General features: G+C 43.3%; 18 protein-coding genes. 7 read left to right on the forward strand and 11 right to left on the reverse strand.

Annotated elements, in window-relative coordinates; all coding sequences use genetic code 11:
- Positions 1-16: 16 nt before the first annotated feature.
- From ACSSU7_RS02095 to ACSSU7_RS02120, 6 genes are all read left to right on the forward strand, one after another.
- Positions 17-955: a type II secretion system F family protein gene (locus ACSSU7_RS02095; protein ID WP_492517095.1), complete on the forward strand. Its 939-nt coding sequence runs from the start codon at positions 17-19 to the stop codon at positions 953-955.
- Positions 956-1007: 52 nt separating this feature from the next.
- Complete coding sequence (locus ACSSU7_RS02100) at positions 1008-2213, forward strand: LytR C-terminal domain-containing protein (RefSeq protein ID WP_492517096.1); 1206 nt, start codon at positions 1008-1010, stop codon at positions 2211-2213.
- 96 nt (positions 2214-2309) lie between these two features.
- A complete protein-coding gene (locus ACSSU7_RS02105; RefSeq protein ID WP_492517097.1) occupies positions 2310-2546 on the forward strand; it encodes a hypothetical protein in 237 nt (78 codons plus the stop codon).
- Between the two features lie 178 nt (positions 2547-2724).
- Positions 2725-3246, forward strand: coding sequence for a hypothetical protein (locus ACSSU7_RS02110; RefSeq protein ID WP_492517098.1), 522 nt, complete (start codon positions 2725-2727; stop codon positions 3244-3246).
- 435 nt (positions 3247-3681) lie between these two features.
- Entirely contained in the window at positions 3682-4101 is a 420-nt protein-coding gene (locus ACSSU7_RS02115; protein ID WP_492517099.1) for a hypothetical protein, read from the forward strand.
- A gap of 253 nt (positions 4102-4354) precedes the next feature.
- The gene (locus ACSSU7_RS02120; protein WP_492517100.1) at positions 4355-4837 is read left to right on the forward strand and encodes a hypothetical protein; all 483 of its coding nucleotides are present in this window, start codon (positions 4355-4357) and stop codon (positions 4835-4837) included.
- 130 nt (positions 4838-4967) lie between these two features.
- On the opposite strand, the gene ACSSU7_RS02125 is transcribed toward ACSSU7_RS02120, so the two are convergent.
- From ACSSU7_RS02125 to acs, 11 genes are all read right to left on the reverse strand, one after another.
- Positions 4968-5171: a hypothetical protein gene (locus ACSSU7_RS02125; protein WP_492517101.1), complete on the reverse strand. Its 204-nt coding sequence runs from the start codon at positions 5169-5171 to the stop codon at positions 4968-4970.
- A gap of 11 nt (positions 5172-5182) precedes the next feature.
- Positions 5183-5593 (reverse strand): low affinity iron permease family protein, encoded by a 411-nt coding sequence (locus tag ACSSU7_RS02130; RefSeq protein ID WP_492517102.1) that lies wholly within the window; start codon positions 5591-5593, stop codon positions 5183-5185.
- Between the two features lie 75 nt (positions 5594-5668).
- Positions 5669-5998, reverse strand: a complete 330-nt coding sequence (locus ACSSU7_RS02135; RefSeq protein ID WP_492517103.1) for a DMT family transporter — start codon at positions 5996-5998, stop codon at positions 5669-5671.
- 129 nt (positions 5999-6127) lie between these two features.
- Positions 6128-6742: a DUF1294 domain-containing protein gene (locus ACSSU7_RS02140; RefSeq protein WP_492517104.1), complete on the reverse strand. Its 615-nt coding sequence runs from the start codon at positions 6740-6742 to the stop codon at positions 6128-6130.
- A 72-nt stretch (positions 6743-6814) separates the two neighbouring features.
- Positions 6815-7366, reverse strand: a complete 552-nt coding sequence (locus ACSSU7_RS02145; RefSeq protein ID WP_492517105.1) for a pyridoxamine 5'-phosphate oxidase family protein — start codon at positions 7364-7366, stop codon at positions 6815-6817.
- A 343-nt stretch (positions 7367-7709) separates the two neighbouring features.
- Positions 7710-8222 carry a DNA-deoxyinosine glycosylase gene (locus ACSSU7_RS02150; protein ID WP_492517106.1) on the reverse strand — a complete coding sequence of 171 codons (513 nt, stop codon included), beginning with the start codon at positions 8220-8222 and terminating at the stop codon, positions 7710-7712.
- A 519-nt stretch (positions 8223-8741) separates the two neighbouring features.
- Positions 8742-9398, reverse strand: a complete 657-nt coding sequence (locus tag ACSSU7_RS02155) for a hypothetical protein (protein ID WP_033424933.1) — start codon at positions 9396-9398, stop codon at positions 8742-8744.
- A gap of 33 nt (positions 9399-9431) precedes the next feature.
- The gene (locus tag ACSSU7_RS02160; RefSeq protein ID WP_492517107.1) at positions 9432-9854 is read right to left on the reverse strand and encodes a hypothetical protein; all 423 of its coding nucleotides are present in this window, start codon (positions 9852-9854) and stop codon (positions 9432-9434) included.
- 73 nt (positions 9855-9927) lie between these two features.
- Complete coding sequence (locus ACSSU7_RS02165; protein ID WP_492517108.1) at positions 9928-10185, reverse strand: hypothetical protein; 258 nt, start codon at positions 10183-10185, stop codon at positions 9928-9930.
- A 70-nt stretch (positions 10186-10255) separates the two neighbouring features.
- Positions 10256-10528 carry a hypothetical protein gene (locus tag ACSSU7_RS02170; protein ID WP_492517109.1) on the reverse strand — a complete coding sequence of 91 codons (273 nt, stop codon included), beginning with the start codon at positions 10526-10528 and terminating at the stop codon, positions 10256-10258.
- Positions 10529-10723: 195 nt separating this feature from the next.
- On the reverse strand, positions 10724-12700 hold the full coding sequence (acs, locus tag ACSSU7_RS02175) for an acetate--CoA ligase (protein WP_492517110.1): 1977 nt from the start codon (positions 12698-12700) through the stop codon (positions 10724-10726).
- A 134-nt stretch (positions 12701-12834) separates the two neighbouring features.
- On the opposite strand from acs, the gene glnE reads away from it, so the two are divergent.
- Positions 12835-15552 carry a bifunctional [glutamate--ammonia ligase]-adenylyl-L-tyrosine phosphorylase/[glutamate--ammonia-ligase] adenylyltransferase gene (gene glnE / locus ACSSU7_RS02180; RefSeq protein ID WP_492517111.1) on the forward strand — a complete coding sequence of 906 codons (2718 nt, stop codon included), beginning with the start codon at positions 12835-12837 and terminating at the stop codon, positions 15550-15552.
- Positions 15553-15651 lie beyond the last annotated feature (99 nt).

The raw sequence follows: 15651 nt of genomic DNA on the forward strand, positions 1-15651 counted from the left end.
AATAAGTGAGAACATCATGAACACAATTCAAATAATTTATCTGGTTCTTATCTTTATCACAGTTTTTATTGTTGCGATGGTCGTTGTTGGCCAGTTTAGCGCCAGCCCTTTAGATGCTAGGCTAAAAATATTAAAAGATGATAATTCTGATTCAACAGAAGATGATCCTGTTTGGATAAGTCGTATTGTTAAGTTAACCGGGCCAATTGCCAGACTGTCTTTGCCAAAAGAGGGGTGGGAGCAATCACAGCTACGTATTCGTTTTATGAATGCAGGGCTGCGTAGTGCAAGTGTGCCAATCTTGTTCTTTGCGGCTAAAACCATTCTTACTTTTGCGTTGCCAAGTTTGTTTATTTTATACACCGTGATTTCTGGCGCTATCGTTAAGCCTAACAACCTGATGATGATGCTAATTCTACTGGCTGCGATTGGTTATTTTCTGCCAAACGCAGTGTTGTCGCATCGTATTGATAAACGTAAACGTGAAATATTTGAGAGCTTTCCAGACGCACTTGATCTGATTATTGTGTGTGTAGAAGCAGGCTTAGGGTTAGACGCGGCGCTGGCTAGAGTGGGTGAAGAAATGCATGTAAGAAGCCCGATACTTGGCGAGGAGCTGCATTTAATTAATCTGGAGCTGCGTGCTGGTAGCTCACGTGAGCGTGCATTGCGTAATTTGGCATTGCGTACAGGTGTGGAAGAAATTGATACGCTAGTTGCCATGCTGGTGCAGTCTGATCGTTTTGGTACCAATATTTCAGATTCACTAAGAGTGCATGCAGATAGCTTACGCACTAAACGCCGTTTAATGGCTGAAGAGGCCGCGGCAAAAATTGCAGTTAAATTGTTATTTCCACTTATCTTCTTTATTTTTCCGTCCATGTTATTGGTATTGTTGGGGCCAGCCTTTATTAGCATACACAACATTTTGTTACCAACACTTGCCGGACAGTAAGTTGATAAGCCAAGTTAGTTAAGTTGTAGCTTAAGTGGCAGTATGGAGGTGAATGATGAAAAGCAAACATAAAGTCTTACCTGTGGCGTGTTGTGTTGCAATACTAAGCGCATGTGCATCTAGCCCGCAGGTGAGTGAGGCACCACCCTGGGTGATTAGCCCCAATATCAAAACAAGCAGCGCACAAGCCAGTGCGAGCGCGATGTATAAGTTGGGCCGATATTACCAAGGGCAGCAACGTGATGGTCTGGCGATTGAAGCTTACCAAAAATCTGTATATGCAGATCCAAGCTTTGTAGAAGCTTACAATGGCTTAGGTGTGGTTTATGCAAGGCAAGGCAAGTATCAAAAAGCCATTGAAGCATTTAAATCTGCACTTAATTATGCGCCGGTTGCAGCGCATTTATATAGCAATATGGGTTATGCCTATTATTTGCAAGGGCAATATACAGAGGCGGTTACGTCACTGAAACAAGCCACTACGCTGGACTCAACTAATCAACGTGCGCTTAATAATCTAGGCATGGCTTATGCTAAAGCTGGTAGTCAGGGGGAGTCCATTCAAGCCTTTACTCAGGCGATTAGTGTGGAGGCTAAAGCCGCTGGTTTGGCAGCGCCTGCACAGGATGCATTACCACAAGAAAGTATAACTGATTCAGCCGCGCCAAAATCTGCCAATGTTTCTGAGATTTTTACTGCTAAGGCAACCGCACCACAAGCGGACGTACAAGAGCTGGCACTCCCTAAAAACGAGGGGGTGATTAGGCCTGCACCTTTACCTGGCGAAGTACCAGTGGTGGATAGCAGTGTTAAGCTAGTGCAATTGTCCCCCAATGTGTTTGAGCTGCAATCGCAGCAGTTGAGTGCAGCGCCAGTGCACGAAGCGGGGCAGCCTGTGGTGGTGAATTGGGCGCAAGCACACGTAGAGGTTGCGAACGGTAATGGCGTGACCGGTATGGCCGGGCAAGTAGGTAAATTCCTACTAGGGCACGGCTACCCAGTTACAAGGTTGACTAATCAAAAACCATTTATCGTTAAAAAGTCACAAATTCAGTATCGAGACGGGCACCATGAGAAAGCCCAGCTCTTAAAAGATAGCTTACCTGATTCTCCACAGCTTGTTCAGCGTAATGATTTACGTGCAGACGTTGGCGTGAGGTTAGTGCTTGGTAATGATATGCGTACACATATTGCATATTTTGGCACTAAACAAGAGGCAACGCAGATAGCTTCGACATTGAATAAACCTAAAACTTAAAGGGAATTTAGCATCCATTAATCTGTAGTGGTAGTTGGTTTTGTAGTGCAGTGTGGTTGGTATGTTGTTTAACTTGATAACTTAAGGGAGTGAAACATGGCTAATATGGATAACATGATTGAACCAGGCAGACAAGGTATCTGGGTTGCCGCAACCTTTGTGATGGCATTACTGGCACTGGTGGTAGCAATCGTTGGGGTCAGTCGTAATAATGACTTAATGTACATGACACAAACGGAGCTTTTGTTAATAAATCAAAAAATTGAGGCGCTACAAGGAGGCAAAGCACCAGCGGCTGCACCTGCAGCGCCAGCTGCGGCTGCCGCTGAGTAGTTGTGATTGGCAGTGCTGCCCTATTTGGCATGTTCTAAATACTGCCTATTGGTAATTTTAGAACATGCTGAATACCACAGTGCGATGTATCTTATCCCTCTAGAGGGTAATCTTTAAGTGTCTTTGTGATAACCTACGTTGTAGGTATAGTTAGATACTATAGAGAGGTAGGAGATTGATGATGAAAACACGTGTTTTTAAGTTAAGTTATATTCCCAAGGCTTTATTATTAGGTCTTGTTTTTTCTGCTGCTATAGTTCCCCCTCAAACTGCGTTTGCTAAAAAGCCATCTCAGAGTTACGAGGAGCAAGATAGAGATTACAGCGGTGATCGATATGATCGCCGTGACAGTGGCAACAGCCGTGGTGGTGATACCAATGTGAGTGTCAGCCTCCATTTTGGCGATAGGCAGCGTACTGTTGTGCATGAGTACTATGACAGAGATCGCAAATCAGGATTTTGCCCACCAGGCTTAGCTAAAAAGAACAACGGATGCATGCCTCCAGGTCAGGCCAAAAAGTGGAGGGTAGGCCGTCCGCTTCCTAGAGACGTGGTATATCAGGATTTACCGCCACGCTTAGTGGTTGAGTTAGGCGTTCCACCTTCTGGCCATCGCTATGTCAGAGTCGCTGCAGATATTTTATTAATTGCGGTGGGCACTGGTTTGGTGATTGATGCGATTGAGGATTTGGGTAATTAGCCATAGGGTTTTTATTCCAATAGCTGTTGTAGGCTTAATGCTTACGTGTTCACCCGTATGTACCAAATACATCAATCAGGTTAAATTATTACCCGAACAGAGGCAACGCTAAATTAGGTCAACAACTTTAATTTAGTGGTGCCTTTGGTTTTTTAATAGTTTAATCAAGGGGGTCATGGTGCTTACAGCAAAAGCCACTAAGGTAAAAAAATCTCCCCAAGACCCCATTAGCGAACTGTCTAAGCCAGCTAGTCCGTTTGCGTCTCAGCCGCCTATAAATAAGACGTCACCTAGAGATGAAATATCATATAGCACAGATGGGTCGTGTTTATTTCCGCGCATTACTGTGATTGCAAGCGCTACAGCGGAATCCTATGGGTTTGAGTTCGGACGAAAGATAATGACCTGGCTAGCACTACAAACGGAGACGGTACAATGAACGCGTCATCAACTGCACATCAAGTTAAAGGCATACTTGCAACTAATGTCTTAGGTAAGCACGATTATCATGAGGATACAGGGTTGAATCTGCCAGAGTTGACCATTTATGACAACGGTATGATTAGAAGTTGTAGTAAAGCTGCTGTTGAGCTATTAGGGTACTCATTCGATAAACTCAGGTGGCGCCATATCTCCATATTTCTTCCGCAATTGTCAGAGGTGGCCATTACAAAAGGCGGCCAAATTAATCCTAATTTACGATTCTTGTCGCACATCGGCCATCACTTTGATGTGATTAATATACAAGGCGCGCACATTGCATGCGCCTTGTTTTTTAATGAGATAGAGCGCTCTGGTAAGCATTATTTAAGAGTGATATTCCGTCCGGTTGAGCCTCAATATTCTGTGCTTTAGCTGCCTACATACCAATTGATAATGTTGCAGGAGGTTGTTGTTTCAAATGGGATGTTTATTCTTTTCTGTAAACACCCGCATGGTTTAAAGCATGGCTAATAGTTGCGATGCGTTTGTTGTCTGTGGATGATGATTGGTATATGGTGCTTATGCGAACTATAAATGAATTAAACATTAATATATAAATCAAATATCTATGATATAGAATGGTTGTAAGCTTTTACTGCTTTTAATATTAATAAGGAGAATACTAATGAACTATTTAAAGCATACCATCATCGCCGCCATTGCACTTGTAGCTGTATCAATCTCAATTGGTACGTACGCTTACACAGTAGTGCCAGAAGAAATGGTGCCTGAAGACGCAGCAGAACCAGATATGAGTGCAGTAACCCCTGTCACTGTAGGGGATGTTACTTATCTCTCAGGCGGTATAGGTAAATCAGAATCAGTTGCTATGCGCGGCAGTGCTAAGAATTATGCACTAGAAGCTGTGTTTGTAGAAAAGTCTGGCGCCTTAGAAGAGTATTTATCAGAAGTTAAGCTGCAGATTCAAGATAGTAGTAAAAATACTGTACTGGATATTGACACAGAAGGGCCGTATTTCTTAGCAAACTTACCACAAGGTAGGTACCAAGTGAGTGCCGAGTATAAAGGCGAGATTAAAACGCAATTAGTCACCATAAGTAAAAAGAAACACGCCAAACTGGTATTTTGGTGGCGTATGACAGAGTGAGTATTGCATTTGCGGTAGCTTTGATATTACACAAAATAAGTGACACTAGTCATTGTGATAGTCATGGCCTTGAGGCTAGCTTTTAAGGCCATGACTAGGCACGCTAAATATACCAGCATTAACTTAGCTGTCATTTGCCGGGGCGGCCATCAATTTTGCAGTTTGCATCTTTGTATGGCCCACTAGACAGTACCCAGCCATCACCGGGGCTGGTTTGTGTGCACCACACTTCACTGTTTAACTTACTTTTCCATTTATACCAAGGTGCGGGTGCAGCTAGTCCGCTGAGCGATAGCAATAAGCCTACTGCCAACAATACTATGCTTTTTTTCATGGTTTTAGATTTCATGGTTCTGGCGTGCCGGTATCTTTATTGCCAAGTATTAGCTCTGAGCGTGCTGTGGCCGCAAGTGCTTGATACTTCATCTTAAATGCATCTAGATTTTCTTCTTCAAGCTCTTCTAAATCAAGCAGGGCGTTATGTGCGCCTTTAGTTGCCCTAATCAACTCATCAAGTTTGAGCTGGATAGCCTCAGTATCGCGGTTTTGGGTATTTTGAATCAAAAATACCATTAAAAAAGTGATGATGGTTGTACCGGTATTAATGACCAACTGCCAAGTATCGCTAAAATGAAAGAGCGGGCCAGTGAGTACCCAAATCAAAATCACGGCAACCGCCATGGAAAAGACACGAGGGCGGCCGCAGTAATGTGCAGCAATCTTAGCAAAACGGGAGTACCAAACACTGTTACGCATACAATGATTCTCCTTAAAGTTTAACGATGCAATCTGGCGCTAATTTTCATCCAAAATAACAGATTGGGCATGTGCCTAATGTGCTGTAGATTTAGAAAAAAAGTTAAGTATCACAACCCCAGCAATAATGAGGCTGATGCCAATGATGGCTGCTGTATCAAGTGGCTGGCGATAGACAAACCAGCCAATAAGCGAAACTAGAACAATGCCGATACCTGACCATGCTGCATAAGCAATACCAATGGGGAGTGTGCGCAGCGTGAGCGATAGAAAATAAAACGCCGCAGCATAGCCTACCACCACTACTATTGAGGGTACTAACTGCGTAAAGCCTTCTGCCGCTTTAAGTGCGGATGTGGCAATAACCTCTGAAACTATTGCGATGGCTAAATAAAACCAGTTCATTGTGACACCTATCTAACGTTTGATATAAAGCGTGACCTAGCGCCACCTAAGCCTAAAGTTATTATCAAGCCTGAAATGATTATAAGGCATTCAAAGCATTGTAGCGTTCACCGAAATTGATAACACTGGTTACGCACCGACCAAGGCGCTAATAAAACGTGCGCCGCTTTGTGAGTACATTAACCATGTGATGACGGCACAGTTTATGATGATAGTGACGCAGAATATTGCTTGAAATTCTTTTTTTACTGACTTATGGCGCAATATGCTTTGGGCAACTGCGGCACCAGGCCAGCCGCCAAGCAAGCTCAATAAGTGCAATTGGCTTTCTGGCGTTCTTTGGCGGCTATTCTTAGCGGCTGACTTATCCAAGGCATAATTAATAAACGTAATCGTACTTAGTGCTAGATATATCATCAATATTGCTAATGGAGTTTTACCTACCAGTACCGTGAGCGCTAAAATCGCCAAAAAAATCACGGAGAACTTAACGCCTAATGTGCTATTTTTATTAGGTGAATTTTGTATTATTCTGCGTCTTACAAATGCAATGTTTTTGGCAAAAGTGCGTTTTTTCTGATCAGTACTCAGCTCGTATGTAATTAAATCACCATTAATCGGCCGTGGTGATGCTTTGGAAAATTGCTTAATATGCACAAATACTTTTTGGCCACCGCCATTGGGCGCAACAAAGCCATACCCTAAGTCATCTTTCCAATCTGTAATTTCCCCCTGATGTCGCATTCTGCTGCCTAAATGATAATGAACCTTAAAAGCTCGCACTACAATTCAGTGCTCACCGGTGCTGATAACGTATTAGCCGCTTTTGGCTACAATGTTGGTAGGGGTGCCATCAATACTCAATTGATTTTTATCTTCCCAATACTGTTTGATGCCGTCATCACCTTTCTTGGTGGCCCAAGCCGAGAGCTGCTCTCTATCGCCATCGTAAGACAAATAAGGCACCGCCATGCCACAAGAGCTCTGCACAAGATCAAGCGTCACATCGAAAATTTGGCGGGCACCAGGTAACGGCTGGAACAAAGGGAAAAGGTCATTCCACTCCGCATCTCCCTTGTGATAAACCTTTGCTGTGCCATACAACCGTAAAATTAAGGGGGCGCCATCAAATGCACAAAACATAATAGTCATTCGAGGATCCTGCTGCACATGCGCAGCTGTTTCATTACCGCTACCAGTCACGTTTAGCCAAGCAATACGCGTATTATTGATTATCCGTAATGAATCCATCCCCTTAGGCGAAACATTCACACGGCTATTGGCGCAAGCTGTACCCACAAAGAAGATTTTTTGCTCAGCGATAAATTGAATATGTTTTTCAGATAGCTCGTTAAATTGCTGACCCATTACTACTCCGTGCTGTTATTGACTGCAAAATTAGTATTGAATCATTGTAACGTAGCAGATGCGAAGCTGATATAGATCAACCGATTGAGAGTGCAGTAATTAAGGTAATACTTTTGTTTAGGACTCTAACTTATCACATAAAGGGCGCGCTTTCGCAATCAACTTGTTGCTTTAGCGGTTTAGTCGATTGGTGAAGACCTTTCGGACTCAATAGTCCCAACTGCGTGGTGGGGTAGGCTTTGATTTGGGAAAAGGGATTAGTCACTATCAGTAAAAATAAACACGCCAAACTAGCATTTTGATGGCGAGCGCTGGAGTAAACTTAGCATATCAGCTTCTGATGTTAGGTGCAGCCCTGATGGTGCTCAAGTGCATTGCGCCATATTGTAATCTTCTGTTCTAAGGTTAAAGTGTGTGCTGGGCTAGTGGAGGGAAGGCGGACGAAATTAATCCCCTTTATGTTTAGCTGTGGTAATGATAGTTTGTTAAAACTTTCCTCTGCCTTTGCTCCATTAAACCCAACAAGCTCAATATTTGGGTGTTGTTCGAAAAACAACGCAAAGTCATTCGCGATCTGCGAGCTATTATCAATCGCACTATCAAGGCTGCCAGTGCGTACGCAAGTGTGCAAAACATCCCAAAGTGCAACACCAGATGCGTTTAACTTCCGAACTCTATCCTCATAAGGTGAATCAGCATCAAAACCATAGATGCTAGCCATGATGCGCCAAAATGCGTTGCGCGGGTGCGCGTAATACTGATTGGCTTTAAGTGAAAGGACGCCTGGCATACTACCCAAGATAAGAGTGTGTGCAGAGGTTTCTGCAACAGGAGGAAAGCTAGTGACGGTATTCATGTTAAATCCTGATTCTGGAGTTAAGCGGCTACCAGAGTAGCGCAACTATCTCGGAAATCCAAGTGTGCAAGATCGTTCGTTTATGCGCGTGATTAACGTTTGAATTAAGGGGCTGGCGGTAGCCAGTCCCGCTTGAATGATGGGTTAGGGGATTTTTTTGTGTTTATAAAAAAACTTAAAATACCCACTAAATTGCAGATTAACCCAACAAGACATATTGGAATTAAACCTATTATAAGGAAGCCAGCTCCGACTGCGTCAGCGGTAGTTGAGCTACTAAACATAATTATGAAAGTGACGAGGCATAACAAGCCAGACATAACATTTATAGATGTAAAGACGATTGCTAAAAACACGCCTAGTGCTTTTGATATTTCAGAGTGAAAGAAATATGGAAGATAAACATATATACAAAAAAAGACAATTAGAATCATTATGGCTTGCATCATTACCCTAACGTTTGAATTAAGGGGCGCCGTTAGGCGTCCCGCTTGAATGATGGGTTAGAAAGCATATTGCTTAATGTAACTTTACTTTGCTAGGCCCAATCATGCTGCCCCAATCTCCGCATTCGTTAAAATAAACACGAATTTTAAGGAAATCATTGTCACTATTTGAATGCACTTCATTTGTTGCGTAATAAATCTCAACTCGTGCTTGGGTAAGGTTTTTAGGAGTGTACTCATCTTTGATATTTCTCTGGACTTGGCAGCATGAAGGATGGTCAATCATGAATTGCTCTATTGATTGTACTGATTGTTCCAATTTCATTTGCTTTGCAGCAGTTGTTAATGCTGCCTTAACAAGCTCTTTATCAGATAGTCGCTCTATTTTTTCTTTGCGAGCCCAGCATGGGCGTTCTATACTTTTTATCTGCATTCCGTATGTGTCTAAAACTTTTCCGCAAGCATTGACCATTAAATGGTTTTCATAATACTCAAAATCTGGGTGTTCTTGTTTTCGCGAATCTGTGTCGCTCAACTTTAGGTATGTTTCTACTTCTAAGGAATTACCACGAGATACTCGACAGCAATTAGGATAAATTGATTCTTTACTTACTACTTTTGCAATCAACTCCTCGTCAGATAGAGGTCGTTTAGCCTCGTCGCAATAATCTGAAGGGGTGCATCCGCTTAAGCAAAGCAATGCAGTCATGAACAAAATGCGTATAGACATTTCACCTTCTAACGTTTGAATTAAGGGACGCCGCTAGGCGTCCCGCTTGAATGATGGGTTAGCCATTACATAACGGTTGGTATAACCACCACCCTCATAATAACCTACGCCAGTTTTAGGAGAGTAAAGAAAGGTTTCAATTGTGAAACCTACACACTTTTCTAGGGCTTCATTGAGCGGTAATAAGTGAGCATCGAGTTCGTGTTGTGACGATACTGCATAACATTCATCGGTAGCACCGAATTTTTTCATTAGCGCATAGATATCGGTTGAGAGTTTGACCTCAGTAGCGATGGCAAGATTTAAGAATTTTTCTGTGTGGAATGCCTCTACAAATTCTTTGCGACGATGCTCCTGAAGAAACATTAATCGTTCTTGCTTTTCTGGGAGGATGAAGTGTTTGATGATTTCCACTTCAAGTTCACTGCTTGGAGGAGTGAGAGGCGAATGTTTCATAATGGCTAACGTTTGACATAAGGGGCGCGCTTTAGCGCGTCCCGCTTGATGGATGGGTTAGAGCTGCAATATTTCAATTGACCTCCAAAATTTCAATTTCGCTGGGTTTTAGACAAAACCACGGTGTGTCATAGTTATCACTAAACCAGACGTAGCCAAGCTTATCGATGTCTATAACCGCCATGAGTGAACCTTCGGTGTTTCTTAGCAAGGCAACATCTTCACTTGGTAAATCATGAGCTAACCAATCAGGTATTTCAGGAATTATAGCCAAAGCTCCAACTTTAATGGTTTTTCCGTTTGCATCAATTGGAGGTAATACGTCTCTCATTTTTAGCTCTAACGTTTGAATTAAGGGGCGCCGTTAGGCGTCCCGCTTGAATGATGGGTTAGAGCATAAGTTAATTTTTAGTGATAGTAAATGCATGTTCTTTAACACCCCAAGATAAAATGAGCTTGCAGGCAAATGCAAAACAGGCAACAAAGGTTGCAACATTTAGAACGAGCATAATTAACACATAAAAAAATGTGGGGAAACCAAGGAAAGCTACCCTTAATGGAAGATTTACAAAAACCAAAGGAATAATACTAATTAGTGAACCTAAAGCCAAAACCCGAAATGCAAAGTGCATATAAACACTAAAATTGATGTTTTCTTTTTGAGATGTTTCCATTTAATAATCTCTTTGGCTCTAACGTAAAGTAGCCATCCTATTTGACGCAAAACTTTGCGTCAATGAATGATTTTTTCTTATGATGTTGGTTTTATTATTTAATGTAATCATGGTGTTAGTATTTTTTAGTATTGCCTAAATTTAATATCAAAATACGGCGGACTGATATTTAGGTATCCGTCCGCCATATTTCCATTACTTAACTATTTCTTTTAGCTGATCTAAGATTGCAGGATTATCTAGTGTTGAGATGTCTGAAGTAATCTCTTCACCTTTTGCGAGTGTACGTAATAATCTGCGCATAATTTTGCCTGAACGTGTTTTAGGCAGGTTGTCGCCAAAGCGGATTTCATCTGGTTTTGCAATTGGGCCAATTTCTTTACCTACCCATTCACGTAGTTCTGCAACAATTTTCTTTGCTGCGTCGCCTTCTGGGCGTGGGCCTTTGAGCACTACGTATGCGACAACAGACTCGCCTTTTACATCATGTGGTTTGCCCACTACAGCGGCCTCAGCAACTAGGTGATTAGCAACTAGGGCAGATTCAATTTCCATCGTGCCTAAGCGGTGGCCAGATACGTTTAGTACGTCATCAATGCGGCCCATAATGGTGAAGTTGCCTGTTTTGGCATCGCGGATTGCACCGTCACCAGCTAGGTAAATCTTGCCGCCTAAATCCACAGGGTAGTAGCTGGTTTTATAGCGTTCTGGGTCGTTGTAAATAGTACGTATCATGGATGGCCATGGTTTTTTAATCACCAACAAACCACCGGTACCCCAAGGTACGTCTTTACCTGTTTCATCTACTACATCAATATCAATGCCAGGGAAGGGCAGGGTACATGAGCCCGGCACTAGGGAGGTAGCCCCTGGTAGTGGTGTAATCACATGGCCGCCTGTTTCTGTTTGCCAGAAAGTGTCGGCAATTGGGCAGCGGCTACCGCCGACTTGTTCAAAATACCACATCCATGCTTCTGGGTTGATGGGTTCACCTACTGAGCCAAGCAAACGCAAGCTAGATAAGTTGTAATTTTTTGGGGCTACTTCTGGCGTGGTTTCAGAAGCTTTAATCAGTGAGCGGATTGCCGTTGGTGCTGTGTAAAAAATAGAGACTTTGTGTTTTTCTATCATCTGCCAGAAACGGCCAGCATTTGGGTAAGTCGGGATACCTTCAAAAATAATCTGTGTTGCTCCCATCGCAAGCGGACCGTAAGCAACATAAGAGTGGCCTGTAATCCAGCCCACATCGGCTGTACACCAGAATACATCGTTTTCACGAATATCAAACGTCCAGCGCATGGTGTTCATGGCATGTAGCAAATAACCAGCAGAGCTGTGTTGTACGCCTTTTGGTTTGCCAGTAGAGCCTGATGTGTAGAGTAAGAATAGCGGATGTTCTGCACTTACCATCACTGGCTCGCATGTGTCCGCAACATCTGTAATCAGATCATGCCACCAAATGTTGTTGCTGTTCCATGCGATATCTAGCCCAGTCTTTTTCAGTACGACGACATTTTGAATCACCTCACAGCCACCCATTGCAATGCCTTCATCCACGGCAGATTTTAATGGTAGTGTTTTTCCGCCACGGAACTGACCGTCTGAGGTGATGACTGCTTTTGCGCCAGCATCAATAATGCGCTCGTTTAAGCTTTTAGCTGAAAAGCCGCCAAATACCACAGAGTGAATCAGGCCGATACGCGCGCAAGCTTGCATTGCCACCACGGCTTCAATGCCCATTGGTAAATAGATAATGACGCGGTCACCCACGCTAAGGTTTAGCTTTTTTAGGCCATTCGCAAATTGGCAAACTTGATGGTATAAGTCTTTATAAGTGACTTCTTTAGTGTTGCCATCATCACCTTCAAAAATAATGGCGACTTTGTTCGGGATACTGTTTAAGTGTTTATCTAAGCAGTTAGCAGAAACGTTAAGTTCGCCATCTTCAAACCATTTGTAGAATGGTGCGTTTTCTTCGTTCAGTGTTTTGGTAAAGGGTTTGCTCCAGACCAGTAGCTCACGCGCTAACTTTGCCCAAAAGCCCTCATAATCAGCAGCGGCTTCTGCACAGAGTTTATTATAAGCGGCCATGCCTGAGACATTGGCTTGTTTAATAAAGTCTGCACTAGGTTCAAAAACGCGGTTTTCGTGAAGAACTGATTCGATTGACATGCTTAAAATCCCCTTAAATCTTTGTGACCCGTTTATAATTTGGTTCAAGGACATCTAACTTATAAAAGATAGATAACCATTAAAAGTAAGTTAGTTACGTATGTGTAACTATGTCATATTACATGAAAAATCTTATGCTAACACTCGATAATTTGTTATCTCTAAACCGCGCCCCTGCTAGTGATGAGGCTTATGTACTGCATGCAGTATCTTGTAGTCCGTTTGTGGAAAGATTGTTTCGAAGAGATGCGCTTTTACTGCAAGATTCGTTACAAAATCATCAGAAATCCTACCTGTTGGGAGAGATGAAAGATTTTTTGGCAACGCAGCATATCGTCGATGAAATTAGCTTAAAAAAATCCCTGCGTTTGCTGCGTAGTCGCGTCATGGCGCGGATGATAGTGAGAGATTTGAACGGTTTAGCTGATTTGCAAGAGGTGATGACCACCACATCTCACTTAGCTGAGTGTGTGATCAATACTGCAATTAAATATCTACATGAATGGCAAGCAGCCGTTTATGGTCAGCCCGTGGATGCACAGGGTAAATTGCAGCAGCTTATTGTGATTGGCATGGGTAAGCTAGGCGGCGGTGAGCTCAATGTTTCATCTGATATTGATTTGATTTTTGCGTACGAATCTGACGGTGCAACAGTAGGCGCTAAATCAATCAGCAATCAAGATTTCTTTTCGCGCCTAGCCAAAAAACTGATTGCTGCGATTGATGAAATTACTGAAGATGGTTTTGTGTTTCGTGTCGACATGCGCTTACGACCCTTTGGCTCAGAAGGCGCGATTGTGTGTAACCTCGACGCGCTTGAAGATTACTATCAAAACAATGGGCGAGAGTGGGAGCGTTACGCATGGATTAAAGGCCGTGAGGTGACGGGCGGAGATGCAGTGTCTCGCTTATTAAAGCCATTTGTGTTCCGCAAGTATTTGGATTTTGGTGCGTTTGCCAGTATGCGCGATTTGAAAATCCAGATTCAGCGTGATGTGAACAGCAAAGGCATGCACGACAATATCAAGCTGGGGCGTGGCGGTATCCGTGAGATTGAGTTTATTGCGCAGGTGTTTCAGTTAATACGTGGCGGGCAAGATGTGAGTTTGCAAATAAAACCAACGTTATCAGTACTGCGCTTGTTAAGTAACAAAGGGTTGCTCCCTGCACAAACGGTGGCGGAGCTGAGCGAGGCTTATGTGTTTTTAAGAAACCTAGAGCATCGTTTAATGTATGTGGATGATGTGCAAACGCAAGAGCTCCCTAAGTCAGACGACGCCAAAGCGCGTATTGCCAAGGCCATGAATTATGAAAGTTGGTCAGCATTTTTGCATCAATTAGACCAGTATCGTGCGCAAGTTCAGCAGCATTTTGATGCTACGTTTAATGATGCAGAAACAGTTGATGATGCACTAGAGGCAGAAAAATCTGTTTGGAACGCATCGATTAGTGAAGCTGATTCAATCAGCGCGCTAGACAACATAGGCTTTGCCGAAGCCCATGAAACATATCGCCGTTTAAATATTTTGCATCAAAGCAGCCGATACAAACAGTTGCCGGAGCTTAGCCGCCAGCGCTTTGATGCGGTGATGCCGCATGTGATTTCTCAGGCCGGAAAAGTGAACAATGCGGATGTTACCTTAACCCGCGTGACTGATTTATTAGAAAGTATCTGCAGGCGTGCGAGCTATTTGGCCCTTTTGGCTGAGCATCCTCAGGCTATGCAATTGCTCGTTAAGTTGTGCAGCAGCAGCCCGTGGCTTGCTAATTATTTAACCAGCCACCCCATCCTGTTGGATGAGCTTTTAGATGACCGTACATTGCATGCTGCGCCTGATTTTGCCGCGATGCGTACCGAGTTAGTCCAAAGGTTGGCAGAAGTGACAGGCGATGTAGAGCGGCAAATGGATGTAATGCGCCATTTCAAACATGCTTATATCTTTCGCTTTGCAGTACAGGACATTAACGGCGAGTTGCAGTTGGAAACCATTTCAGACTACTTGAGTGCGTTGGCGGATCTGATTTTGAGTGTAGCTTTAGAAATTATATGGCCCAATGTACGCGGCAGACATATAGACGTGCCTAAGTTTGCAGTGATTGGGTATGGAAAGCTAGGTGGCAAGGAGTTAGGTTACGCATCGGATTTAGATATTATATTTTTATATGATGATGAAGCTCCTGAAGCTAGTGAGGCTTATGCACGCTTCGCACAGCGCATCAATAACTGGTTTAACAGTTTAACCTCAGCAGGGCTGCTGTATGAAACAGACTTGCAGTTACGTCCGGATGGTAATAGCGGCTTGTTAGTGAGCAGGGTAGATGCCTTTAGGGATTATCAACTGAACAAAGCCTGGATATGGGAGCATCAAGCGCTGACACGCGCCCGTTTTGTTGCCGGCGATGTTGCAATTGGTCAGGCTTTTGATGCAATCCGTGCCGAGGTCATGACGCAAGCACGCGATGCATCGGTGCTTAAAGCAGAGGTTTTGTCTATGCGAGAAAGAATGCGCAAAGCCCAACACGTGAACGAAGGCATGTTTGATTTGAAACAGGGCATTGGCGGCATCATTGATGTGGAGTTTTTAGTACAGTACCTGGTGCTATTGCATGCGCCTAGTTACCCAACTCTGACGTGGAACATTGGAAACATCGGTTTGCTAAAGCAGATGGCAACCCTAAAAATCATAGATGCAGAGTTAGCAGAAAGTGTAGCCACAGCTTACAGAGAGTACCGCCACATACAGCACAGGCTTAAATTGCAGGGCGCTACCCAGCTGAACATTAAAGCAGAAGAGATTGCTACTCAAATAGCTAATGTTACAGAGTTATGGGGTCGAGTTTTTGGGCGTTAGGTTTTGGGGCGTTAGTTTTATGAGCATCAAATTGCAGCTTAAATGTGGCGTTAAGTAATAACTGAATCGGGTTGCATGGCGAGCTGTATTAGCTTCCAA

It is taken from the genome of Methylotenera sp. E1MeOHC1, assembly GCF_058745595.1.